Origin of the sequence: Sorangium sp. So ce1036 (assembly GCF_051369805.1) — a bacterium.
GTDB lineage: Bacteria > Myxococcota_A > Polyangia > Polyangiales > Polyangiaceae > Sorangium > Sorangium cellulosum_F.
The window spans coordinates 5657055-5681053 of the sequence record NZ_JBBMOX010000001.1 but is presented as its reverse complement, the minus strand read 5'-3'; the positions used below and the strand labels follow the sequence as shown (position 1 = coordinate 5681053).

Genomic DNA, 23999 nt, shown 5'->3' with positions numbered 1-23999 from the left:
CCATGTCGTCCCGTTCGTCTGACAGGTTGCGAGAGCCGGTGTCGCTCGTGTGCCCCCGACGCGCGGGCATCTCTCTGTTCCGGACGAATGTCCCGGCGAGGCCGTGTGATCTCGATGCGAGGTACCGGCGAGCTTGGCCGGATCGCTCGCGACGATTCTTGACGTCCTCGATACGTTTCCACCGCGCGCGCCCGCCGCTTCCGAAAAACGCCTTCGGCTTCATCCATATCGCGCCCACCATCATCCAGGCGGCCACGACGGCGATTCATGGCACCGCAGATGCAACACACGCAATCACTGCGGTCCTCGCCCGCTCCTCGCCGCTCACTTCTCCCGGAGCCGCCACCCCAGGTACTCGGGCGCGGAGAACTGGGCGCGCCGCTGGGGGAGCGGAGCGCCGCGCTCGTCGGACGTCGCCTCGAGGCGGCGCCTGTACGAGCCCTCGTCCGCGCCGATGTCGACGAGCGCGTCCACCAGCGCGTCCACGTCGGCCGGCGTCGAGTACAGCCCGAAGCTCGCGCGCACCATCCCGCGGCGCCGCATGACCTGCGCCTCGAGGTCCTCGTCCCCGTCCGCGTCGAGCGCCCACAGCTCGGGCAGGAGCAGGTGCCGCACGTACGGGTGCGCGCAGAAGCAGCCGTTTCGAACGGCGATGTTGTGCGCGTCGTTCAGCGCCTGCGCCGTGACGGCGTGCTCGACGCCGGAGAGGTTGAACGCCACGACGCCGCTCCGGGGCGCCGTCCGCGTCCCGTAGATCCGGAGCCCCGGCACCGTCGCCAGCCGGTCGAGCGCGTACTCGACCAGCGCGTCCTCGGCCTCGGCGATGGAGTCCATGCCGATCTCCGCCAGCACTTCGAGCGCCGACGCGAGCAGCACGGCGCCGACCACGTTGGGCGTGCCGGCCTCCTCCCGGTCGGGCAGGTGGGGCGTGAGCTCGTAGCCCTCGGTCGAGACGTGCTCGACGATGCCGCCGCCGACGAGCCCAGGCGGCACGCCGTCGAGGAGCTCGCGCTTGATCACGAGGACGCCGGGCGACCCCGGGGCGTACGCCTTGTGGCCCGAGAACACGAACGCGTCGATGTCGTCGTCCGCGAGCGAGACGGCCCGGTGCGCGGCGATCTGCGCGCCGTCGACGACCACGCGCGCGCCGTGCGCGTGGGCGAGGCGGGCGATCGGCGCGAGCGGGTTGAGGAGCCCGGTCACGTTGCTCGCCGCGGTCACGGCGACGTAACGCACCCGGCCCGCGTTCTCGCGGAGCATCGCCTCGAGCGCGTCGAGGTCGACCGGGCCGGGGCCGTCGTCGCAAGCCGTGAGCGGGACGTGCAGCACCGACGCGTGCCGCCGGTGCGGCAGGTCGTTGGCGTGGTGCTCCATGAGCGACACCAGGGCCATCGGCCGATCGGGCTGCGCCGCCGCGAGCACCTCCGCGACGCGGTTGAGCGCCGCCGTCGCGCCGCTGCCGGTGAAGACGGCCGCGTAGTCGCGCGGCGGCGCGCCGAGGAACCGGAGCACGCGGTCGTGCGCCCAGGCATAGGCTTCCCCGGCGATCGCGGCGGAGAAGTGCGTCGTGCTGTGGGTGTTCGCGCAGTGCCGGAGGAACGCGCGGGCGCAGTCGAGCGTGACCTGCATGACGAGGGTGGTCGCCGCCGAGTCCAGGTAGCGCCGCCGCTTCCGCAGCCCGTCGGCCAGCGCGTACTCGGTGTCGAGCCCGACGAAGTCCTTGCGGATGCGGTCGAGCAGCGCGCGGCGGTCGGTCGTCCCGGCGCGCGGCGTGGTGCGGGTCTGTGCGCTCATGAGGCTACCCCTTCTGGATCGCGAACCGGAGCTGCTCGCCCCGATCTTCACTGCAGAGGAGCTCGTGCCCGGCGGACTCGGCGAAGACCCGGAAGTCCCGGAGCGTCGTGCGGTCCGTGGCCAGCACCTCGAGCACTTGCCCCGAGCCGAGCTGCGCGAGCGCGCGCTTGGCCTTGAGGACCGGGATCGGGCACGCGGCGCCCCGCACGTCGAGCTGTACGTCACAGCGGAGGGTCAGGCTCTCCATGGGGGTCCTCACGAGGCGACGACGACGCGCGCAGCCTTGAGATCGCCCGGGCCCGACGGCTCGGGCAGGCGAGGGGAACAGCTCACGCGGAAGTGGCGGGCCACGTCGATCTCGCGCGGGACCACCGCGCCCGCGATGGCGTCGAGCACGGCGCGCGCGGCGCCGGCCGCGCCCGGGGGCTGCTCGAGGACGAGATCGAACGGGCCGCCCGAGCGCCGCGCCGCGGTGAGCTGCCACCGGCAGGCCGCGCCGCCGAGCGCCTCCTCGATGGCCTGGTTGAGGGCCATCTCGTAGATGGGCGCGCCGTCGATGAAGACGGTGCTCTTGCTCCGGCCGAGCACGCTGAGCGTCGGTCGGCCGCCCTCCCGCGCGCGGACCCGGACGATGTCGCCGATCCGGTAGCGCACGATCGGCAGCGCCTCGCGGCGGAGATCCGACAGCAGGATCTCGCCGACGACGTCCCCCGGCGGCAGGTCGGCGACGCGCACCGGCGCGGGCGAGTGGCTCGGATCGAGGCGCTCGCGCCGGAGCTCCTCCTCCGGCAAGAGCTCGATGAGGAGCTCCTCGAGCATCGGATCGAGCTCCCCCTGCTCGCCGGGGAGCTCGGTCGCGACGACGTCGGCCTCGACGGTGCCGTAGAGCGCCAGCACGCGGTCGACGCCCCAGAGATCGCGCACCTCGCGGCGCAGCGAGCGCGGCAGCGTATCGCCGAACAGGATCGCGCGGCGGAGCCGCGGGAACACGCGCCTGGGGTCGCCCTGCTCCTCCGCGATGGCGCGCCCGATCGCGAGCGCGACGAGCGGCGTCGCGAAGAGGGTGGTGACCTCCTCGGCCCGGCCGCCCTCGAGCGCCAGCTCGTAGTCCACGTGCGAGCCGTTGAGGACCGTCGCGCCGAGCCGCCGGCTCCCGTTGGCGATGGCCCAGGCGGAGATGCTCGGCGGCGGCGAGCCGAGGCTCAGCACGACGTCGCGCGAGCTCAGGCCCAGCTTGCGGAACGCGGTCGCCTCGTGATCGGCCTGCTTCTCCAGGTCGCGCTCCGAGTACGGGATGCGCTTGCTCCGGCCGGTGCTGCCGCTCGTCTGGAAGAAGCACGCCGGACAGACCTCGAGCTGCGTCACGTCGCACGCGAACGCGGCGCGCTCGGTGAACTCGGAGAGCGCCGCCGGCGTGAGGAAGCGAGCGTCCTCGAAGCGCTCGACGGTGCCGTAGAGCGGGTGGTCGCGCAGCGGGAGCGCCGAGGAGGTCATCGCGGCGTACGCGCGCCGCAGCGGGGAGGGGTCGAATCGGGTCGGTTGATCGGCGAGGGTCATGGCACGGCTGCCCTCGCAAGGGCGGTGCCACCTGCCAGCCCGGGGCCTCCGCGGGCGCGCCGCGCCGGATCGCGAGCGCGGCGCGCTCGCCCTGCGCAACCGCTCGCCGAGGTGGTTGCGCGATCGAGCAACCGGTTGCTCGCCCGTGCGCCGCTCGCCGCGTGTCCGCGCGATCGAGCAACCGGTTGCTCTGCCGCTGCGCCGCCCCGTGCGCGGCGCCCGCTGCTCCCGCCGCCTCGCCGGGGTGGAACGCCGCATGCACTTCCCCGGGCATCATGACGCTCAAGCTCAACCGCCTGATCGACGACCCTGTTCGCGCCGCGCGCGCCATCGCGCCGCTCGCGCGCGCTCTCCGTGACGAGACCGAGCACCAGCGCCGGCTCCCACCTGCGGTGGTTGACGCGCTCGTCGCCGCCGGGCTCTTCCGCATGTGGGTGCCCCGGGAGCTCGGCGGCGCCGAGGCCGACCCGAGGACCTTGGTGGAGGCGGTGGAGGCGCTGTCCGCCGCCGACGGCGCCGCCGGCTGGTGCCTGATGATCGCCGCAGGCACCTCCCTCTCCAGCGGCTATCTCCCGTCCGCGGGCGCGCGCGAGATCTACGGCGACCCCGCGTCGATCGTCGGCGGGCGCCTCGTGGCGAGCGGGCGCGCGACGCGCGTCGACGGCGGCTACCGCGTGAGCGGCCGCTGGGGTTTCAACAGCGGTATCGACCACGCGACCTGGCTCATCGGCGGCTGCGTCCTCTGGGAGGGGGATCGCGTGCTGCTGCGCCCGAACGGCGCTCCGGCGATGCGTTACATGTTCTTCCCCAAGGCGGCGTGCGACGTCATCGACACCTGGTCGGTCGGCGGGCTGCGCGGGACGGGCAGCCACGACTTCACGGTGGAGGACGCGCTCGTGCCCGACGAGCGGTCCTTCTCCTTCGACGAGCCGTGCCTGCGCGCGCCGCTCTACCGCCTGCCGCCGTTCGCGCTGCTCGCGCCGGCCTTCTCGGCGGTCGCGCTCGGGATCGCGCGCGGCGCCATCGACGCCCTCGTCGAGCTCGCGACGCACAAGGCGCCGTGCGGCTCGGGCGCGCTGCTCCGCGATCGCGCGTCGGCGCAAGCCGCGGTGGCCCAGGCCGAGGCGCAGCTCCGGTCGGCGCGGCTGTTCCTCCTGGACGCGGTCGACGTCGCGTGGGGCGACACGCTGGCCGGTCGACCGCTCACGCTCGAGCAGCGCGCCCTGCTCCGCCTCGCGGCGACGCACGCGAGCACGAGCGCCGCCCACGCGGTCGACCTCATGTACGCCGCCGGCGGCGCGAGCTCGATCTACACGACGAACCCGCTCGAGCGCGCGTTCCGCGACGTGCACACCGTGACCCAGCACGTGCTCGGGCAATCGCAGAACTACGAGGCCGCCGGGCGCGTCCTGCTCGGCCTCGAAGCGAAGATCGTCCCGCCGCTGTAGCGGCCGGAGGAGACGAGGATGAGCATCGAACAGAACAAGCGGGTCGCCCGCGCAAACTTCGAATTCTACGACAGGGGCGACCTCGACGCGCAGATATCCCTCTACGACCCGGCGTGCCGGGTGCACCTGCCCGGGCGCCCCGGGCCCATCGGCCGAGACGGCTTTCGCGCCTTCATCGCCGGCCTGCTGGCCGCGTTCGGCGACAACACCCACGCCATCGAGGATCAGATCGCCGAGGGGGATCGCGTGCTCACCCGCTGGCGCTGGCAGGGCGTGCATCGCGCGGAGTTCCTGGAGATGGCGCCCACGGGGCGGCTGGTCGTGCTGAGCGGCATGAACATCGATCGCATCGCGGACGGCCGTATCGTGGAGCGGTGGGGGCAGTTCGACATGCTGACGTTGCTTCGCCAGCTCGACCCGGGCTTCCGCTCGTCGCGCCCCGGGTAGCCCGGCGCTTCCGGGTGAACGGGTGCGGCCGCTCGTGTCGCCGGCGCTGACGCCCCTACCGTCCGATGCGCGCGCGGATGGCGGCGCGCGTCCACGACGAGCAGCGCGAACGCCCCGCCGTGGAGCCGCTGGTAGCCGCCGCCGAGGTCGCCTCATGCCAGGCCGAGAATCGGCCACGTCAGGGCCGCGCCGCCCCGGCCGGGGCCGCGGTGACGCTGCTCCTTCCAGGTGCGCGGCTACCCCAGACCCGTGCCGCGGCGCGAGCACCCGTTGCGCGAGCGGTGCTAGATTGCTAGCATGCTATCAAAGAGGCGCCGATGGCCGAGGATGTCAAGCAGTTCAACGTGTACCTGCCGACCGATCTCATTCGGGAGGTGAAGCACCACGCCGTGGAGACCGAGCAGTCGCTGTCGGCGATCGTGGCCGCCGCATTGCGCGCCTACCTCGACAAGCAACCACGGAGACGGAGCAAGAAATGACGACGACCGACGGAATTCAAGGGCTGCTCATCGAGACGCACAACTGGGGCAAGACGGTCGCGTTCTGGAGGGCGCTCGGGTACGAGCTGGAGTTCGAGACGGATCACCGCTCAGGCCGGCTGCGACATCCGAGTGGCGGGCCGTTCCTCTTCATCGCCGAGCGCCCCGAGGGCTCGCCGCTCCAGCTTCAGCCGGTGCTCGCCGTGCGCGACGCCGCGAGGTTCTCGCCCCCGGGCGCGGGCGGCGTGGTGCGCCCCTTCGAAGCACAGCACTGGAAGGTGCTCGAGATGCTCCTGGCCGACCCCGATGGCCGGCAGCTCAGCGTCCAGGCGCCGCTGCCCCGAGGCGCCAAGGAGGAGCCTCACGATGGCTGAGACGTCGAGCCCCGTTCCCGACAACACCGCCGTCCGCGTCGCGCTGTGGCGCGCGCTCCACGTGCTGGCCGATCCGGCGCCGCACGTGTTCGAGGACACGATCGGCCTCGCCCTCGCGGCGCCGGACGCCGACTGGCAGGAGCGGCGGGACATGAGCCCGTTCACGCGGCCCTTCCGCGCCTCCATCGTGGCGCGCGCGCGCTTCGTTGAAGATCTCCTCGAGGAGCGAGCTGCCCGGGGTGTCGCGCAGTACGTCATCCTCGGAGCGGGCCTCGACACCTTCGCTCAGCGGCGGCCAGGGCTCGCCTCCCGCCTGCGTGTGTTCGAGGTCGATCAGCCGGGGCCCCAGGCGTGGAAGCGCCAGCGCCTCGTCGACCTCGGCTTCGGCGTCCCGTCGTTCCTTCGTCTCGTGCCGGTCGACTTCGAGCGCGGCGACGCGTGGCTTCCGCGGCTGGCGGCGTCAGGCTTCGACGCGAAGCAGCCGGCGCTCGTGGCCTCCACCGGCGTCAGCATGTACCTCACGAAGGACGCCATCGCGGCCACGCTGCGCCAGATCGCGGCGCTCGCGCCGGGCACCACGCTGGTCATGTCGTTCATGCTGCCGATCGAGCTCGCGGACCCGGACGTACGGCCCGGGATCGAGGCAGCGGCGAGGGGCGCACGCGCGAACGGCACGCCGTTCGTCAGCTTCTTCACGCCGGAGGAGATGCTCGCGCTGGCGCGCGAAGCCGGCTTCCGGGACGTGGCGCACGTGTCGGCGGCGGCCCTCGCCGGGCGCTACTTCGCCGGTCGGGCCGATGGCCTTCGCCCGCCGAACAACTCGGAGGAGCTGCTCGTCGCGACGACGTAGCGCGGCCGCGGTCAGCGCTCGTGACGCCTCTCCTCGACGTGGTGCCGCCGCCGCTCCACGCGAGGCTTCTTCGTCGGCCTGGCCGGGGTCGCCGGCCTCGCCGCCGCCCCCGCCCTGACCGTCGCGCCCGCCTTCACCGTCGCCCCCGCCCTGACCGTGGCCGCAGGCCGAGCCGGGGTCGCCGGCCGGGCCGCGGGCGCGCGGTGCACGTGGCCGCGGCGCGCGGGGGCCGGGTGCACGTGGCCGCGGCGCGCGGGGGCCGGGTGCACGTGGCCGCGGCGCGCGGGGGCCGGGTGCACGTGGCCGCGGCGCGCGGGGGCCGGGTGCACGTGGCCGCGGCGCGCGGGGGCCGGGTGCACGTGGCCGCGGCGCGCGGGGTCGCGATGCACGTGCTGGCGGTGGTGGTGAGGGGCTCGGCGCCGGTCGAAGTCGACGCGGTAGTGGACCAGCGCGCGCGGCTCGTCGCGGTAGTAGACCCAGCCGTGGCGCGTCGGATAGTACCAGCGGCCGTCCACGTAGTAGACGTAGGTCCCGCGGTAGTACACGCGCGGGTAGGTCTCGATGTGGGCCGGCGCCGCTGCGACGTGAACGACCGGCTCCTCGTACACCGTGACCTCCTGGTAGGTGACGGGCGCGGGCGCGGCGGCCCTGGTGTGGACTTCCGCAGCGCACCCGGTCGCGCCGAGGAGCGCGAGCGCGACGAGCGCGGCCAGCACGGCGAGCCTGCTGCGCTGCGGGGCATGCGCGGTGGCGCTGCGGGACGAGGGTTCGAGGACTGCCACGTTCATCTCCATGGGGTTCACAGAAGCAACTGCGGTGCCACTCGGCGGCCCGGGCGGCCGGCGCCTGCGCCTGGCAGCGCGCCTGCTCCTGGTATAGCGCTTGCTGACACTTCGCGCATCGGCGCGACGGCGCCAGACCTGGATGAGACGTGAGCCGGGCGCGCGCCTCGCGCCTCGCGCCTCGAGGCAGCCGTGCACGGGCCCGCGCATCGCCCCGGGCGCGTCGGGCGATGGCCGCGATGCCCATCGCCTCTCGCCCGGTCATGGTGTCAGAAGACGTAGACGCTCTTGGGGATGAACGGCAGCGGGCTCAGGCCGCTCTCCGCGAAGACGGGGTACGGGTAGCCGATGCAGTCCTCGTTCATGAATATCGCGGCGGCGGCGCCGTTGGTGTTGTAGGCAGAGTGAGCCCTTCCTTCCCAGCCGTGCTCCGGGAGGTTGACGCACGTGCCCACCTGCGGGTTCAGCGCCCGGACGTTGAAGATCTCCCCGCCGTAGCCCTCCTCCTCGAAGAGGCAGAGGACGTTATCGAACGGGCACGGAACGGGGTCCTCCTCCTGCGCCGAGGCCACCTCGGGGAGCAGCAGGCCTGCCCCCGCGAGGAGGCCGACGCCCACCAGGGCGCGCAGGCCCAGGGAGGGGGACGGCGTGAGACGACGGAGGTTCTGAACGCGATCGAGCCAGTGCATGGGGTTTCCTCCTCCTGCCCACCCATGGGCAGGTGCTGCGGAGGCACCAAACAGCGGAGGCTGCTCGTGCATTCCCGATGGCCACCGCGGACACTCCCTCGACCTGGCACGAGGTGATCGTCGGCTGATGAGCCGCCTCCGCGGCCCGCTTCAGGGGGTGCTGGAGGTCCTCGTGTCGCGGGGGATGGCGTGATCCGCAGCTCGACGTCATTCCAGGCCGAAGCTCGCCTTGATGGCGTCGAACTCCGCGAAGTCGTCGCTGTTGGCCCTGTACGCGCCGCCCTGCTGCGTGAAGAGGGACGAGCCCCATGAGCCGCTCTGCGTCGGCTCCCAGAAGAACGTGCCGAGGCCTCTGCCGTCCGGCAGGTCGCGCATGATCTGATTGGCCTTCGTGCGCTCGGGGTTGTATTCCGCGATCGCGAACGACAGATCCGGGAATGTCTCGGCCAGGGTATTGAACGTGTTCTGCCACACTGCCGGCTGGCCCTGAAACGCCGTGTAGCAGGAGAGCCCGAGGACGTCGAACGCGACGCCTCGCGTCTTGGCGCTGTTGACCCACCACGTGACGCCGTTGACGTCCTCGGTGTTCTCGACGTGCAGCATGATCTTGATCGTGTCATCGACCTCCTTGACCCCGGCGATGCCTGCCTTGAGCAGGGCGGCCAGGTTGTCCCAGGTCTGGTTCGTCGCCCGCCCGGTAAGTCCTTTCGGATTGACGACCGAGTTGTTGCCCCAGCAGTCCGTGTCCGCGGCCGGCACATGGATCAGCATGCCCGGCGTGATCTCGTTGCCGATCTGCACCATGTCCGGGCGCGCGCCCGCGGTGACGAGCGCGGCGACGACGTCCTTCGTGTAGGCCTTCAAGAGGCCCGCCATCTCGTCGATCGACTGGGCGTCCCGCCAGGCCTCGGGGATGATCTGCTTGCCAGGATCGGCCCAGGTGTCGCTATAGTGGAAGTCGAGCAGGAACCCCATGCCCGCCTCCTTGATCTGCTTGCCGAACTCGATCGTGTGGTCCTTGTCGCAGTAGGTCTCCGACTTCGCGCAAGAGCCGCCGGTGCCGAAGGCATATCCGTACGATGTGCCCGGATCCACGAATGTCCGGAGCCGGATGTAGTTGAATCCATGGTTCTTCAGCAGCTCGAGTATCCCTTTTTCGTTTCCGTCCGTGTCCGTGTAAGTCGCGCCGTTGTCGATCGCCTCCTGGACGCTGGAGATATCAGCGCCCAGGATGAAGGGGGGGTCGAACGCGGGCATGCCGCCCATTCCGCCGGTCCCGGCGCCGCCGACTCCGCCGGTTCCGGCGCTGCCCGTTCCGCCGGTCCCGGCGCTGCCCATGCCCTCCGAAGCGGAAGAGGACGAGCTCGTTGCGCCGGATGCGCCTCCCCCGCTCGAGATCCCGGCCGTCGCGCTGCCGCCGCCTCCCCCCGAAGTGGCTCCCCCCTGACCAGCGCCGCCGGGATCATTGCCACCCGGGCTTGGCTCGGTGCAGTGACAGAGAAAAAATGGGATGATGAGCGCGCCAATCGTCGCGTAGGACGGTACGGTGGAGCGAAATGTGGACATCGTGCCACCATCTTACCCGAGCCCGACCGCCAGTGTCATCGGATGGATTCACCGCGGTCTCCCGGCGGAACGTACGGGTGAAGTGGCTCGGGCTATCGCCAAGCGCCGCCGCTGCGAGCGCACCTGGGAGTTCCAGCGCCGCGAAGACGCCGGCCGGGCCCCGCTCCGCGCCGAGACCGGCGCTCGACGCCTTCGGCGATGCCGTCCGCTCGCTCGACGCGGACGCGGGCGTCGCCGTCGCCGACCTCGGCGAGCGGCTCGGCCTGTCCGCGAGCGCCCTCAAGAAGACCGTCGACGAGCTCATCGAGCGCCGGGCGGCTGGTCGAAAAGAAGAAGCGGCCGCGCGTCGTGGCGTATATAGCGGAGGTCGGTGAAGCGGATGGCGCGTCGATCGAGAAAAACCATGGCCTTCATCTGGTTGTCCCCGCGATGACCCATGCCTGGCTCAGGAGGTGGCCGGTCTCGGACTTCGGCCAGCGAATCTACCTCGTGCGCGCGAGCCACGCGCCGGACGATCCCGCCCGGGTACGCCTCGAGCGCGTCCCGCTCCTGTTCGCCCTGTCCGCCATCGATGCTCGCCGGAATGAGGACCTCTACGTCCTTCAGGATATCTACTGCGAGCTCACCCTCTGCGGCCGGTCGAGCTTGCACCAGCAGGACCACCGAGTGCTCCGCGCTCGGGTCGCCGAGCGGGTGCGACGAGCGCTGGAACACGGCGACCTCGTCGCATTTCGCGAGATCCATTCCAGCGCGTCCGTCGCGCCCCGATGCGCGGGAGCCGGCGGATCGCACGGCGCATCGACGGCGTCGCCGCCGCCCCGCTCTCCCGAGGCGGAGACGGAGCTCTCGTTCTACGAGATCGTCCTGCTGGACGAGCTCGAGACTCCGATCGTCGACGTGAGCTTGCGGGTGAGCACCCCCGCCGGGGAGGTCGTACGGCGAACGGACGCGAGCGGCCGCGTACGCGTCGACCGCGTGCCGCCGGGTTGGGGAAGCGCAGCGATCGCCGATGCCGGGGAGCTCGTCAGGGCGCTCGCGGGCCGGGAGCGCAGCCCGCGCCGGACAGCGCCGTTGCCGCGGGGGGACACATGGCACGTGCGTGTCCCGGGCCGCATCGGCGACGCCGTGAGCCTCCCCGACGCCGAGCCCCAGAAGCTCCTGCTCGTGACGCGCACCGACCTCGTTCATGTCGCCCAGGCATCCCCCTGGCCCGCGCTGTCGCTGCTCGACCCGGCGGGGCCATGGCAGCTCACCCTCGCCGAGGAGCGCGCGATGCTCGCGCTCCTCTCCGCCGCGACGGGCGCAGAGGCCGTCCTGCAGCGGGTCGCACCGGCGCCCCCGCCGATGCGCGCGGGTCGTCCTGAAGGCCACGTTCACGGCGTCGTTCGGCGCGGTCGGCAGCGTCGGCCCGATGCGCCATCCCGTGCTTCAGGTGGAGCAACCCTACGACGTCGTCGCGGGGGGAACGATGCTCCAGGCAGCGAACATCCCAGCCTACGTGAAGAGCCACCCTCTCGTCGACACGAAGGTCATGGCCAACGTGAACGGCGCCGCGCTCGTCCAGATCCGGACCGAGTTTGTCAACATCACGCCGTTCTGGATGGCGTACGCCGCCTACGCGTCCGAGTACGTCGCCGATCACCGGCCCGGCGATCCCGAGCTCGTCGCCCTCGGCTACACCGGCGGCAGGCCGCTCATCTGGTTTGCCACCGTTCCCGCCGCGTGCGCCGCGCCGCCGGCGCCCGGGGTCGGCTGCCTCGTGTTCTTCCGGCCCGAGAGCTACGCTTACACGCGCGTCGACGAGGCCAGCCACTCGATGTTCGGGCTCAACCGGTATCTGCTCAAGCCGGTGGACGATCCGAAGGCAAGTTTCTGGAAGCGCGACCTGTTCCTCCCGGATCCCGACGACGGCAAGAGCCCTTATGCATGGCTACGCGCCGGCTTCGAGGACGCGCTCGCCCGGAGCCAGAGGCCCGTGGTTCTCCTTCACCCCTGGCCGAGCGGCTCCGACTTCGGCGCCGCGACCGGCCCGTCGCTCGCTGCCCTCGCCGGCGGCGCGCTCCGGTTGCTCTGGGCCGAGCAGCGCCTCGGGAGGAACCGTGGCGCGATCCACCTAGGCCGTCTCGGCGTCATGGGCTACAGCGCCGGCGGGCTGTCGATGTGGGCCGCCCTCGCCAGCAACAAACAGCGGGTCTCCGAGGTGTATGCGTTCGATGCGCGGGGCACGCCCGCCAAGGCGGGCGCCGTGATCCAGTGGTTCAATGCGCGGAGCGACACGGTTCTGCGGATGAGCGGGGGCTACCAGCTCGCCGCGAACGAGGGGATCCGGCTCAGCATCGAGAAGCTCGCAGGTGGCCCTGTATCGCGGGTGACCGCGACGCCGCCGGACAGGAAGGCATATGCGGCGGGCAGCAATCCGCTCTGGGATCATGTGATCACCCACTACCCGGACTTGCGCGAGCAGGCCGGCTACTGGCACCAATTCGCGATCTTCGGCGGCTATGTCGCCGTTCCCGGCTCGTTCACCCTGACCTTTCTGCAGCAGTTCCTGCAGGACTCGCTGTTTTGATGCGCGCCGTCGTCTCTCCCGTGCTCGCTGCGCTCGCGGCGGTCCTCGCCGCAGGCCAGCCGGGTTGCCATCGAGATCGCCTGCCGCAGGGCGACGCCTCGACGGGGGCGCTGCCCTCGTCGGCGAGCGCGGCGGCGGCGTCGCCGTCGCCTGCCGGGAGCAACGCTGCGGCCGGTGGCGCCATGGGCCATCTCGATGCCGCACGCGCCGACGCCACCGGGGCTACCGGCCAGGGCGCGCCGCCGCCGTCGATCGGCGGTGCAGGGGCGGTGTCGCCGGTGCCTGGAACGACCCCCGGCGCGGGTGCGCCGGCGGGCAGACCGTTCGACCAGGATGCCTGGCTGGCCGCGCGCGGCGTCGCGTGGCGTCCCGACGCCTCGTGCTGGTCGACCCTCGCCACGAGCCCGCCCCGGCGCATCCACGTGTGCTCATGCCACGAGGCGCTCAGCCTGCCCGAGATCGAGCTGATGGTGTGCTCGCGCGCGCGCGAGCCGGACGCCGCGGAGGGGCCGTTCGTGACGCACACGGTCCTCTATGCGCCGCGGGGCGGCGCGCTCGAGGCCGTGCTCGACGTGCCGACCGGCGCGATGCTCGACGACTGCCCGCCGCGATCTCCGATCCCTTGCAGGGTGGCGCTTGAGCTCCGGGTCGAGCGGGGCGCGATCCATCTGGAGGAGAAGTCGGGGGCCGCCTCCGCGTGCGGCCACCCGGGGATCATGTCGAGCAGGCCCATCCCGGGCGCCTCCGGCTGGAACAGCGCCTCCGGGCAGCGCGCGCGCGCCGCGTACCGGCGTGTCTGCGGCGCCCGCGGACGGTACGGCTGGGAGCGCGGCATGCTGCGCCGGGCGCCGTGAACCTCCAGTCGGCCCACGCGCCCCCGGGGGATTCCGGCGAGCGCGCCGTGCTCGCCGAGCCCCGCGGCCGAGCCGACTTGCGGCGCTGAGCTCACGGTGGCGGATCGGGGGCGAGGGCGAGCGAGCTCGCGGGACCGAGGCGCACGAGCGCGGCCGGCAGCCGCCTGTCCGTGAGAGCGAGTTACTCCGTCTCGCTCGCGGACAGCTCGATGCCTGGCACTCCACAGGCCAGGCGCGCACAGGAGGCGCAGATGCTGGCCTCTGGTCCGGCGACAAGCTTCGATTCTGTTTCGGTCTTTCCGCAGAACGAGCAGGAGCTGGGCACCGCGGTTCTTGTCGCGAGCGCGATCCCGCCGTGACGGGGGCCGAGGTGGCCTCCGGGGCCGGCGAGCTCCTCGACGACGGTCATTGCAGCATACATCGACCGGATGGCCTCGCGCGTCGCTGCAAGGAGGCCTTGCGCGATGCTCGTGGCTCGAACGGAGGCGGCTTGCTCGCACGCCGCCTCTCTGCAGCATGTCAGCGTGGACCCTGCGTTGGCGATGGTGGCGCTCAAGAAATCCTGGTAGTGCGTCAGCGCCTTGCGTCCGAGGCGCAGGTCCTTCGTCGCACGCTCGAGATGCTCGGTCACGGCACCGCGTGCGACCTGGACCAGGTCTTGAACTGCCCTGATCTCATCATCGAGTGTCATGTCGCGAGCCTTCTCCCAGGCGTCGCGCTACCTGCTCAAATGCGAGGGTGCGGACCGTGTCCGGTGCCGGGGAGGCAGCTGCGCTGTCCGGTGTGGACCGCCACCGGTTCCGGGGAAGCAGCTGCGCTGCCCGGTGCGGACCGTGTCCGGTGCCGGGGAGGCAGCTGCGCTGCCCGGTGCGGACCGTGTCCGGTGCCGGGGAGGCAGCTGCGCTGCCCGGTGCGGACCGTGTCCGGTGCCAGGGAGGCAGCTGCGCTGCCCGGTGCGGACCGTGTTCCGGTTCCGGGGAGGCAGCTGCGCTGCCCGGTGCGGACCGCCCCCGGTTCCGGGAGGCAGCTGCGCTGCCCGGTGCGGGTGTACGAGCGGAGCCCTGGTAACAGTTCTGACCGGGAGCAGCGGTGACACTTCCTTGAGCTACGGGCCCCTGCTCCGGGAGGACTGGGAACAGGGGCCGGATCCTCGTCGACGCGACACGCTCACCGCGCTCTCTCGGACCGCCAGGATCTATACACGAACCGCTTCCCGCGGTCTCGGTACACGCGAGCCTCTCCTCACGTTCCGGCGTGAGTGCGCGCAGGTCACCGTGCCTTGGCGAGCTGCAGCTCCTTGTTCTTCAAGGTGACCTGCGCGAGCAGAACCGGCCCGTAGTACAGCTCCCAGACGTCGTCGGCGATCGGAAGCAGCCCCACGGGTTCGTTGGCGATCAGCTTGGAAACGAAGGTGTTCGCGCCACCGAACTGAAGCCGACCCATGTCCCCCACGCGTCGCACGGCCATCGTGTCCGGATACTCCGGCGAGGAGGGCTTGCTCGGCATCGTCCGCCGCGACGGCGTGTAGCGCGAAGCCGGCGTCCTCTGGCCGAGCGCCTCGTGAGGCCGCTGGTCATTGTACTCGTGCCGGAAGCGGTCGAAGACGCGCTGCTGCGCCGCGAGCGTGGCTTCGGGCGGCGATGTCGCCTCCGCCTTCAGCGTCTTGTGCATGCGCTCGTGCCGGCCGTTCTGCTGCGGTTTGCCGGGCTCAATGCGCTCGGGAACCACGCCGAGCTTGATCCAGCTCACCGACAGCGCCGAGAGCCCTCCAATGCCCTGCGTGGCGAACGGCGGGCCGTTATCGGAGCGGATACGATTCGGCAGCCCAAACTCGCGGAACGCGCGCTCGAAGTGCGGCCGCACCGAGGCCTCGTCCGGCTTCGCTACGCCCTCGCATTTGAGCAAGTACCGCGACGCCTGGTCCGTCAACGTCAGCGGGTGGCACCGGGTCTTGTCGCCAAGCGCGAAATGCCCCTTGAAATCGGCGCACCATGTGTCATTAGGCTGCTCCGCTGGAGCCAGCGTCGACGGCTTCGCTGACGTCGGCATCACCACGCGGCGCCGCCGGGGCCGGATCAGCCCGTGTTTCTTGAGCAGCTCGCCGATGGTGCTCGTCGCCGGCAGCCCCTCAAGGCCCATGCTCTCCAGCCGGGCGCGCAGCTTCTTCGGACCCCAGGTGGGTCGCTCCTTCCGCAGCTCGACCAGCGCGTTGACGATCGCCGCTGGCGTCGCATGCGGGAACGTGTGCGCCACGGGCCGCCGCTCCTCCAGACCACGAGGTCCGGCTTGCTCGTAACGCTCCACCCACTTGTACCCCGTCTTCCGGCTGATGCCGAACCGTCGGCACAGCTCCGCGAACGTCTCGTCCGACTCGTTGACCTGCGCGATGAACTGAAGCCTCTCGTCCACTGAACATGTCTCTTTCCAGGGCACCAGCGATCCTCCGTCGCCGACCCTCTACGACATGTGTCACCCAGGCTCCCGGTCCGTCCGGGTGCTACCCAGGCTCCCGGTCTGAACCGTTACCCAGGCCACCGGTCCGTACCGGGCCGCCTCCGGTTGCCGGGGAAGCAGCTGCGCTGCCCGGCGCGGACCGCGTCCGGTTCCGGGGAAGCAGCTGCGCTGCCCGGCGCGGACCGCCCCCGGTGCCGGGGAGGCCGCTGCGCTGCCCGGCGCGGACCGTCTCCGGTACCGCGCGGACGTTACCGCGTGCCCTTGCATCTCCGGCTCGCGGGCTTACCTCATCGCGTGATCCCGGTCCCCACCCAGCGCCTGGGCCAGGGCCATGGGTCGGAAAGGAACCCGAAAGGAATTCACGCCATGCGCGCCGTCGACCGCCTCGATGCTGAGAACACGACCGTCGTCCCCTCCGAAGGTGGCGGAGGAGCCCCGTCCGGGAACGAGAAGGCCGTCGAGCAATCCTGGTCCGACGTCATGCGCCTCCTGGAGCAGGCGGCCGCCATCGCCGCCGCGCGTGGATGCGATCCGCAGTCGTTCACCGGCGCCGCCTTCACGGCCTACGTGGCCAAGAACCCGGCCTTCCGTCAGTGGCTCGAGACCATGCAGCTCGCCCACCAGCTCGAGCGCCTGCGGCGGGAGGGGCGCATCGGCGTCGCCTGAAGCGGGCCACCCCGGGTCGCCTGAAGCGGGCCACCCCGGGGTCGCGCCTGAGGAGGGCCACCCCGGGGTCGCCACCTCACCCCCCCGCGGCGCGCGCGGGCGTCGCGAGCCGCCTGCGCGCCTCCGGGATGAGATAGCCGCACCGCCGCCCGAACCACCGCAGCACGTCGAGCGACGAGACGATGCCGACGACCTTGCCGTCGTCCGACAGCACCGGCAGCCGGTGCACGCCCTCGTACGCCATGAGCGCCGCGGCCTGCCGGATGCTCGCGCTCTCGTGCAGCGTCACCACCACGGGCGTCATCACGTCGCCCGCGGTGGTCGTGACGGGCTCGAGCACATGGAAGCCCGGCTCGAGATCCAGCGGCGCGCGCTCGTCCGGTCGCGCGGTCACGCGCTCCGCCTCCGCGGTGTCGCCGCGCTCCTCCGCCGCCCGCAGCACGTCGGCCCGCGACACCATGCCCACCGGCCTGCCCTCCGCGTCCACGACCGGGATCCCGTTGATCTCGTGGCGGACGAGCAGGGCCGCGACCTCGTCGACGGCGACCTCCGGCCGGACGCAGACCACGTCCCTGGTCATGATGTCCGCGAGCGGCGACTCCGGATCCATCAGCCCGCCCGGATCGCGCGGCGGCTCCTCCCTCGCCGCGCCGCCCGGCGCCCGCGCGACCGCCTCGGTGTGACAGACGACCGACGTCGTCTGCGTGCCCACGTCGAAATGCAGGGCGTGAAACCGATGGCACGCCTCGCACTCGCGCACCGTGGTCGACCGCCCCTTCACGGGGCAATGGACGGTCTCCACGACCGACGCCTCGCCGTCGCGCCCGACGACGCGCGCGCTGTGGATCGTGTGACGCGGGATGGGGTGCTGTCCGTTGATCGATCCAGGGGTGATCATCTGCCTCTTCTCCGCTCCCCCCTCGGCGTCCTTCGCCCGGGGTACGTCGACGGGGACGAGCACCGGCCGTGCCACGGCCGAGCGCCCCGGGATCCCGCGGTCCTCCCGGCCGCGCCGCGCCCGCGCGGCGCAGGCGCTTCGCGCCGGTGCACCGCCTGCGCCGGCGCCGCGGCCGGCGCCCGTCGCGCACCCCGTGCGCCGCGGCGAACGGCGTGCAGGCCACCCCGCCCCGCGCCGCGCGATGAGGCCGCTCCCCGGGCGATCGGCGCGGCTGGCACATGGCGTGCAAGACTTCCTGGCGAGCGAGAGAGCGGGGCAACCGCCGGAGAGCGGCCTCATCGCGAGGCTCAAAGGAGGCTTCCATGTCGAGCGCAAACGATCGTTACGTCATCGTCGTCGGGATCGATTTCTCGGAGCTGAGCGACCGCGCCCTCGATCAGGCGCTCGAGGCCGCGTGCCTCCGCAGCAACGCCGAGGTGCATGTCATCTACGTCGAGCCCGAGACCTGGGTGAACGTCGATCTCCCGGCGGCGCCCGACCCCGCCGCGCGGACCGAGGCGATGCTCCAGCGGGTGCAGCAGCGCGCGAGCGAGCGCGTCGGCGCCCTGGGCAGCAGGCTCGACGGCGAGCGGCTGAAGCGCGTCGTCGTCCACTACCGCCGCGGCGCTGCGGCCGAGCAGATCGCCCAGCTCGCCGCCGACCTCGACGCCGACCTCGTGATCGTCGGCTCGCACGGCCTCCGCGGGCTCCAGCGGCTCCTGCTCGGCTCGGTCGCCGAGCGCGTCTCCCGGCTGGCTCGCTGCGCGGTGTGGATCGTCCGGCCGAAGGACCACGCGACGGAGGGCCGCGTCCCCGAGATCGAGCCGCCCTGCCCGGAGTGCGTGAAGCGCCGGCAGGAGACGGGCGGCGCACAGCTCTGGTGCGCGCGCCACGCGGAGCACCACGTGCGGCCGCACCGCTACTCGTACGCGACCAACGGGATCTACGCCTCGTCGAGCGCCCCCTACCAGGCGACGCCGGACAGCGTGTGAGCTCCCCATCGGGCGAACCGGCGCGCGCTCGGGCGAACCGGCGCGCGCTCGGGCGGACCCGCGCGCAGGGACCGCATCGCGCGCCGCGCAAAGCCCTCCTCCGCCACGGCGCTGCGCAAAACCCTCCTCCAGCACATCGCCGCGCCCGGCCCGACCCGGGAGGCGCGCCCCTCGCTCGCTGCATCCGCACCGAGATCATCCGAAATTGACGGCCAGCATCCCGCGGTGATATAGGTAACCGTTTTCTTCTGGCGGATTTTTGTGGTGAAAGCCGAATCGAGAGGTGATCGGGCGCGGCGTGTGCGATGTGCAGGGGGGGAGGACGACATGGAGCCTCCAGCGTCCAGCGACGCCGCGCCTCCCTCGTCGGCTCCCCGGCGGGCGTCATGAGCCTCGGCGGATGACCTCTTGTTTCGTCAGATGACGAGGAGAACGCATGCGTGTCGGACATGGGATGATCACAGCGGCGCTCGCCGGCCTGTTCGCTGCCTGCGCCGGGCCGGTCGGCGGTGTGGGCGGGGGTCAGGCTCAGACAGAGACACCGACGCACGAGACGGTGTGCGCGGCCCGCTGTGCCTGCGCGGGGTGCTCGGCGGAGGATGAGGCGCTGTGCAGCGCCGAGCAGGAGGCCGCGGGGGAGAGGGCCGAACAGGCGCAGTGCCAGGACGAGCTCACCGCATACACCGAGTGCGTCCGCCTGGAAGGACGATGCGTGGACGGCCAGCACGTCACCGACGCCTGCGACGTCCATGCGGCGGCCCTCTCGCGCTGTCTCGACGCCGCCGATCCGTCATGTCCCACCGTGGACAACGGCATCTGCGATGAGCTGCAGGGCACCGGACGATGTCCTGCCGGGACCGACGCCGCGGATTGCCGCCCGCGTTGCCCGTACACCGGCGACGGCGTCTGCGATGAGCCCCACGGCACCGGACGATGTCCTGCCGGGACCGACACCGCGGATTGCGGCTCGTTCTGCCCGTCCACCAACGACGGCATCTGCGATGAGCCCGAGGGCACCCGCCGCTGCGCCGAGGGCACCGACGCCGGGGACTGCAACCGCTCGAGCGAGTGCGACATCCTCCGCGACTGCGGCGACGTGTCGACCGGGTGCACCGCGTGCGCGATCGAGAAGGGCTGCTCCGACGAGCTCGACGCGTGCTCCAGCGACGACGCCTGCATCGCCTTCACGCAATGCGCCGTGACCTGCGAGGACGACGATGATCTCTGCCTCGGTGACTGCGAGGCGAGGCACCCGGCCGGAGCTGCCCTGTTCACCACCTACATGACGTGCGTGACCTGCGACTATTGCTACATCTCGTGCGGCGGCGCGCTCTCGTGCTGAGCCGCGGTGTCCTCGGGCCGGCGCGGTGAGCCCCGCCGCGTCGCCGGGGGGCGCGCGCCGCCGGGGGGCGCGCGGTGGTGCGCCCGCGCGCGCCCGCTTTCGATCTGGACAGGCGGAGCAGGGCGCGTAGTGTAGCTCGTCGAGCGTATCGCACCGGGAACCACATGACGCAGGGCCTCGAGGCGACCCGACATGCCGCGGGAGAGGGCTCTCCGCCGGGAGCGGGAAACGAGCGCGCCGCGAGCGCGCGGCCGTGGTGGAGGCCGGGCGTCGTCGTCGACGGCCGGTACCGGCTCGATCGGCTCCTCGGCGAAGGGGGCATGGGCGTGGTCTGGGCCGCGAGCCACACGCTGACCGGCAAGCCGTTCGCGCTCAAGTTCGTGAAGGGCGGGGCCGTGTCCGGCGCGGTGGGCGTGCGCCTGCTGCGCGAGGCGAGGATCGTGAGCACCCTCCGCCATCCCAACGTCGTCGAGGTGCACGACCTCATCGAGCTCGATGGCGGGACACCCGTGATGGTCATGGAGCTCCTGTCCGGCGAGTCGCTCGCCAGGAGGCTGCTCCGCGAGCCGAGGATGCCGCTCCGGGAGGTCGCCTCCATCTTCCTGCCGGTCATCTCGGCCGTCAGGACGGCGCACGCGCTGCGCATCGTCCATCGCGATCTGAAGCCGGAGAACATCTTCCTCGTCGACGGCTCGAGCGCGCGGGTCAAGGTCCTCGACTTCGGCATCGCGAAGCGGACGGCCCTGGAGGGGCAGGACGCCCAGACAACGGGGCTCACCGACAGCGGGGCGAGGCTGGGGACGCCCTGTTACATGTCGCCGGAGCAGGCGTTCGGAGAGCCCATCGATCACCGGACCGACATCTGGTCGCTCGGCCTGCTCCTCTACGAGTGCCTGTCGGGCGTGCTCCCCACGCGCGCCGACAACGCCGGCCAGGTGTTCAAGATCGTCGTGACAGGCGCCATCTCGCCGCTGGACAGGACAGCGCCCCACGTGCCCCGGGAGCTCTCCAGCCTGGTGAGCCGCATGCTGTCGACGGCCCGCGACGCCCGGCTCTCCGACCTGGGGGAGGTGGTCCGCGTGCTCGAGCCGCTCGCGCAAGCGGCGCCGCCGTGCCTCGACGCGCCGGCGCCCCCGGCGGCCGTGCGCCCGGAGCCTCCGGTCATGGAGCCCGACCGCCGTGCCGGGGAGGAGGGGGAGGGGGACGGCGTGGATCCCATGGCCGCGACCGAGCGCCCCGACACCGCGGCGCGCCCGGCGCCGCGCCCCTCGGCCAGACGCCGCGCCGGCGCGCGGGCGGCGGCCTGGACGATCGGCCTCGGCGTGGCGCTCGCGGGGAGCCTCGCCGGGGCGCTCGCGCTGCGCGGAGAGCCGCCGCCCGAGGTCGCGGCGATCACGGTCTTGCCGCGCTCCGGCCCGCAGGCGCACGGCCTGTACACGGCCGCGCTCCAGGCCGCGCGCGACGCGAGAGAGGCCGAGGCGGTGGACCTCCTGCGGCAGGCGGTCGCCACCGACGACGCCTTCGCCGCGGCGCACCTCCGCCTCGCGATCTACGCGCCGGAGCTCGCCGAAGCGCGGAAGCACCACGCGCGCGCCGAGGCGCTGAGCGCCGCGCTCGACCCGGACGAGCGGGCGATCCTCGCGGCGATGGAGCCCGCGCTCGGCCGCGACGTCGTGGACACGGCGCTCTGCGCGGAGCGGCTCGGCGCGCTCGCGGCGCAGCACCCCGACGACGCGGAGCTGCTCTCCCTCCTCGCGCGCTGCGCGCTGCGCTCGGACATCCACACGAGCGTCGCGGCGGCGCGGCGGATCGTCGAGATCGAGCCCCACCACGCCCGGGGATGGGCCGCGCTCGCGCGGTCGCTGCAGCGCCTGGGGAGCCTCAACGAGTCCGCCGCCGCCATCGACCGGTGCCTCGCGATCTCGCCCAGGGCGGCGAGCTGTCATGAGGTCCGGAGCGAGCTCCACGGCGCGCTCGGCCTCTGCGCCGACGTCGAGCACGACCTGCAGCTCATGCTGCCGGCGGCGCGCGGGAGGGGCCAGCAGATCCTCCGCAAGCTCGCGTCCTCGATCCATGCGCAGGGGCGGTCGCCCGATGCGGTCCGCGAGCTGACGCGGCAGAGCCGGGTCTCGCTGCCCGAGGCGGAGAGACGCCATGTCTCGCTGCTCGACGAGGCGAACCTGAGCGCGTTCATGGGCAACTTCGCGGCGGCCGAGGACCAGCTGCGGCGCGCGCGCCTGTGGATCAGCGCGGACTCCAGGGCCCACGCCGACGTCGCCCGCGCGCTCATCGACATCGCCCTCGAGACCGATCGCGCGCTCGAGGCGGCGAGCATCGCCGAGACGTGCGTCGAGAACTACAGCGCCTGCGCCACGGACTCGGCGGACCTCCTGCGGGTCATGCTGCACGCCGGCCGCATCACCAGGGCCGAGTTCCAGCGGCGGCGCGCCGAGCAGCTGTCGCCGTCGCGCGCCCCGGGCGCGGCCGATCTGGCGCCCTCCGCCTGGATGAGGGCCCACGCGCGGTGGATCGGCGACCCCGAGGAGGCGGCGGAGGACGCCCCCGCGCTGCCGCTGGCCGCGCTGATGAGCCATCAGGTCGGGCACGAGGTCCACGCGGACATCGGCGCGGTCTATTCCCTCGCGGGCATGCCTCACCACGCGATCTACGCGCTCCGCAGGGCGGTCACGACATGCGATGGGCTGGGCTGGCCGGTGAGGTACGTCCGGTCGTTCTGGTTCCTCGGTCAAGCCCTCGAGCGGACGAGGGACGTCCCCGGCGCGTGCGAGGCCTACGCGGGCGTGATCGCGCGCTGGGGGAGCGCGGCCCCGCGCTCGGTGACCGCGGAGCGGGCGCGGGCGAGGATGACGGCGCTCGGCTGCGGAACGACCGGGTGAGCGTCCCGCCGCGGCGGCGAGGCGCGCGAGAGGACTCCTCTGCTCACCCGCGTTGCCACTCAGCCCCTCCGGTGAGCACCCCAGACGAGGCCACCGCCCGGTTTTTCCTGCGCGCGCGTTCCGGATCCGGGGTACCATGCCGCCGCACAAGCACCTTTTTGTGAGCGAGGAGAGCGATGGTGTCGGGCAGGCGAGGGGAGAAGCGGCAGGAGCAGCAGGCGTTTGCGCTCAAGGGCACGATGCCCGCCATCACGATGCTCAGCCTGCGGACGGCGGACGTGTCGGCGATCGAGCGTCAGCTCGCCGACCACATCTCGCAGATGCCGCACTTTTTCCTCCACCTGCCGGTCCTGCTCGACCTCGAGGCGCTCGGCGATGAGCTCATCGACCTCGGCGCCGTCGCCGCGGTGCTGCGGCGGCACAACCTCGTGCCGATCGCCGTGCGCAACCCCACCGACGCCCAGCGCGAGCGGGCCGTCGCCGCCGGGCTCGGGGTCCTGCGGACGCCGCTCTCGCGCGCGCCGCGCCAGCCCGCGCCGCCCGAGGCGAGCGCGCCGGAGCGCGCGGCGACCACGCCAGCGCCCGGGCCGGTCCGGCGGGCACGCGACGCGGCGCCCGCGCCCGATCCGGTCGGCGAGCCGCCGCCCGCGGGGCTCACGGTGCGGCAGCCGGTGCGCAGCGGGCAGGTGATCTACGTGCCTCACGGCGATCTCGTGGCCCTCGCGCCGGTCAGCTCGGGCGCGGAGCTCATCGCCAACGACAACATCCATGTTTATGCCCCGCTCCGGGGCCGCGCCATGGCGGGCGCCCACAACAACGCCGAGGCGAGCATCTTCTGCATGAGCCTCGAGGCGGAGTTCGTGTCGATCGCGGGCCGCTACCTCATGGCGGACGAGATCCCCGACGAGCACCGCGGGAAGCCGGTGCGGATCTCGGTGCAGAACGGTGAACTCGTGATCACCCGGCTGTGACGCGCCGAGGGGCGCCGTTGCCTCAGGGCGGGGGCGCCGGCGCTCACGAGCACGGGCGCGTTCACCGCGACATCGACGAAGACGGGGCGGAAGGGGGATACCCACGGCGGCCAGCGCCGCGCCGCGGGCCCACCGGCGCGCCGCGGGCCCACCGGCGCGGGGCGGATCACCCCCGCGCGGCGCGCCGGACAGGGCTCCTCGCGCCGGGCAACCTGGCGAGAACCTCTCAGGCGCGCTGAACTTTTGTCATACAGGTTCGCTCATGTGATCTCCTGTTGGACAAGATGGGTGTGGCGATCGGGTCATGTAATATTCGATCTGTCATGTTTAG

22 protein-coding genes are annotated in these 23999 nt (G+C 72.4%); 12 read left to right on the top strand and 10 right to left on the bottom strand.

The window, feature by feature from the left end; translation table 11 throughout:
• Positions 1 to 324: 324 nt before the first annotated feature.
• Genes WMF31_RS21495 through WMF31_RS21485 form a run of 3 tightly spaced genes read right to left on the bottom strand, consistent with a single transcriptional unit; the run spans position 325 to position 3351 of the window.
• Complete coding sequence (locus tag WMF31_RS21495; protein WP_436603743.1) at positions 325 to 1794, bottom strand: aminotransferase class V-fold PLP-dependent enzyme; 1470 nt, start codon at positions 1792 to 1794, stop codon at positions 325 to 327.
• A gap of 4 nt (positions 1795 to 1798) precedes the next feature.
• Complete coding sequence (locus WMF31_RS21490; RefSeq protein WP_129347695.1) at positions 1799 to 2041, bottom strand: sulfurtransferase TusA family protein; 243 nt, start codon at positions 2039 to 2041, stop codon at positions 1799 to 1801.
• 8 nt (positions 2042 to 2049) lie between these two features.
• Positions 2050 to 3351, bottom strand: a complete 1302-nt coding sequence (locus WMF31_RS21485) for a phenylacetate--CoA ligase family protein (RefSeq protein ID WP_436603742.1) — start codon at positions 3349 to 3351, stop codon at positions 2050 to 2052.
• A 275-nt stretch (positions 3352 to 3626) separates the two neighbouring features.
• On the opposite strand from WMF31_RS21485, the gene WMF31_RS21480 reads away from it, so the two are divergent.
• The 5 genes from WMF31_RS21480 (at position 3627) to WMF31_RS21460 (ending at position 6949) form a co-directional block, all read left to right on the top strand.
• Positions 3627 to 4799 (top strand): acyl-CoA dehydrogenase family protein, encoded by a 1173-nt coding sequence (locus WMF31_RS21480; RefSeq protein ID WP_436603741.1) that lies wholly within the window; start codon positions 3627 to 3629, stop codon positions 4797 to 4799.
• 18 nt (positions 4800 to 4817) lie between these two features.
• On the top strand, positions 4818 to 5246 hold the full coding sequence (locus tag WMF31_RS21475) for an ester cyclase (RefSeq protein WP_436603740.1): 429 nt from the start codon (positions 4818 to 4820) through the stop codon (positions 5244 to 5246).
• Between the two features lie 317 nt (positions 5247 to 5563).
• A complete protein-coding gene (locus WMF31_RS21470) occupies positions 5564 to 5725 on the top strand; it encodes a ribbon-helix-helix protein, CopG family (RefSeq protein WP_436603739.1) in 162 nt (53 codons plus the stop codon).
• Positions 5722 to 6099 (top strand): VOC family protein, encoded by a 378-nt coding sequence (locus tag WMF31_RS21465; RefSeq protein WP_129347700.1) that lies wholly within the window; start codon positions 5722 to 5724, stop codon positions 6097 to 6099. Before WMF31_RS21470 ends, WMF31_RS21465 begins: the two co-directional genes overlap by 4 nt.
• Positions 6092 to 6949: a class I SAM-dependent methyltransferase gene (locus tag WMF31_RS21460; RefSeq protein ID WP_436603738.1), complete on the top strand. Its 858-nt coding sequence runs from the start codon at positions 6092 to 6094 to the stop codon at positions 6947 to 6949. Before WMF31_RS21465 ends, WMF31_RS21460 begins: the two co-directional genes overlap by 8 nt.
• An 11-nt stretch (positions 6950 to 6960) precedes the next feature.
• Here WMF31_RS21460 and WMF31_RS21455 read toward each other — a convergent pair whose 3' ends face one another.
• The 4 genes from WMF31_RS21455 to WMF31_RS21440 all read right to left on the bottom strand — a co-directional run bounded on the left by WMF31_RS21455 (position 6961) and on the right by WMF31_RS21440 (position 10730).
• Positions 6961 to 7731 (bottom strand): hypothetical protein, encoded by a 771-nt coding sequence (locus WMF31_RS21455; RefSeq protein WP_436603737.1) that lies wholly within the window; start codon positions 7729 to 7731, stop codon positions 6961 to 6963.
• A gap of 269 nt (positions 7732 to 8000) precedes the next feature.
• Complete coding sequence (locus WMF31_RS21450) at positions 8001 to 8420, bottom strand: peptidase inhibitor family I36 protein (RefSeq protein WP_129347703.1); 420 nt, start codon at positions 8418 to 8420, stop codon at positions 8001 to 8003.
• Between the two features lie 207 nt (positions 8421 to 8627).
• Positions 8628 to 9677 (bottom strand): glycosyl hydrolase 53 family protein, encoded by a 1050-nt coding sequence (locus WMF31_RS21445; RefSeq protein WP_436603736.1) that lies wholly within the window; start codon positions 9675 to 9677, stop codon positions 8628 to 8630.
• Between the two features lie 609 nt (positions 9678 to 10286).
• A complete protein-coding gene (locus WMF31_RS21440) occupies positions 10287 to 10730 on the bottom strand; it encodes a hypothetical protein (protein WP_436603735.1) in 444 nt (147 codons plus the stop codon).
• A 679-nt stretch (positions 10731 to 11409) separates the two neighbouring features.
• On the opposite strand from WMF31_RS21440, the gene WMF31_RS21435 reads away from it, so the two are divergent.
• A complete protein-coding gene (locus tag WMF31_RS21435) occupies positions 11410 to 12555 on the top strand; it encodes a hypothetical protein (RefSeq protein WP_436603734.1) in 1146 nt (381 codons plus the stop codon).
• Positions 12552 to 13409, top strand: a complete 858-nt coding sequence (locus tag WMF31_RS21430) for a hypothetical protein (protein ID WP_436603733.1) — start codon at positions 12552 to 12554, stop codon at positions 13407 to 13409. The genes WMF31_RS21435 and WMF31_RS21430 overlap by 4 nt, the downstream gene beginning before the upstream one ends.
• Positions 13410 to 13590: 181 nt before the next feature.
• Here the strand turns inward: WMF31_RS21430 and WMF31_RS21425 are convergent, their stop codons facing one another.
• A complete protein-coding gene (locus WMF31_RS21425) occupies positions 13591 to 14100 on the bottom strand; it encodes a ClpX C4-type zinc finger protein (protein WP_436603732.1) in 510 nt (169 codons plus the stop codon).
• Between the two features lie 578 nt (positions 14101 to 14678).
• A complete protein-coding gene (locus WMF31_RS21420) occupies positions 14679 to 15842 on the bottom strand; it encodes an IS481 family transposase (protein ID WP_436603731.1) in 1164 nt (387 codons plus the stop codon).
• Positions 15843 to 16229: 387 nt separating this feature from the next.
• Between WMF31_RS21420 and WMF31_RS21415 the strand changes: the two genes are divergently transcribed.
• Positions 16230 to 16529, top strand: coding sequence for a hypothetical protein (locus tag WMF31_RS21415; protein WP_129347709.1), 300 nt, complete (start codon positions 16230 to 16232; stop codon positions 16527 to 16529).
• A gap of 76 nt (positions 16530 to 16605) precedes the next feature.
• Here the strand turns inward: WMF31_RS21415 and WMF31_RS21410 are convergent, their stop codons facing one another.
• Positions 16606 to 17427, bottom strand: a complete 822-nt coding sequence (locus WMF31_RS21410; protein WP_436603730.1) for a CBS domain-containing protein — start codon at positions 17425 to 17427, stop codon at positions 16606 to 16608.
• 362 nt (positions 17428 to 17789) lie between these two features.
• On the opposite strand from WMF31_RS21410, the gene WMF31_RS21405 reads away from it, so the two are divergent.
• From WMF31_RS21405 to minC, 4 genes are all read left to right on the top strand, one after another.
• Positions 17790 to 18458, top strand: coding sequence for a universal stress protein (locus tag WMF31_RS21405; protein WP_436603729.1), 669 nt, complete (start codon positions 17790 to 17792; stop codon positions 18456 to 18458).
• A 436-nt stretch (positions 18459 to 18894) separates the two neighbouring features.
• Entirely contained in the window at positions 18895 to 19800 is a 906-nt protein-coding gene (locus tag WMF31_RS21400; protein WP_436603728.1) for a latent transforming growth factor beta-binding protein, read from the top strand.
• A gap of 164 nt (positions 19801 to 19964) precedes the next feature.
• Positions 19965 to 22697, top strand: a complete 2733-nt coding sequence (locus WMF31_RS21395) for a protein kinase domain-containing protein (protein WP_436603727.1) — start codon at positions 19965 to 19967, stop codon at positions 22695 to 22697.
• A 176-nt stretch (positions 22698 to 22873) separates the two neighbouring features.
• Positions 22874 to 23668 carry a septum site-determining protein MinC gene (minC, locus tag WMF31_RS21390; RefSeq protein ID WP_436603726.1) on the top strand — a complete coding sequence of 265 codons (795 nt, stop codon included), beginning with the start codon at positions 22874 to 22876 and terminating at the stop codon, positions 23666 to 23668.
• The last annotated feature ends 331 nt before the right edge of the window (positions 23669 to 23999 follow it).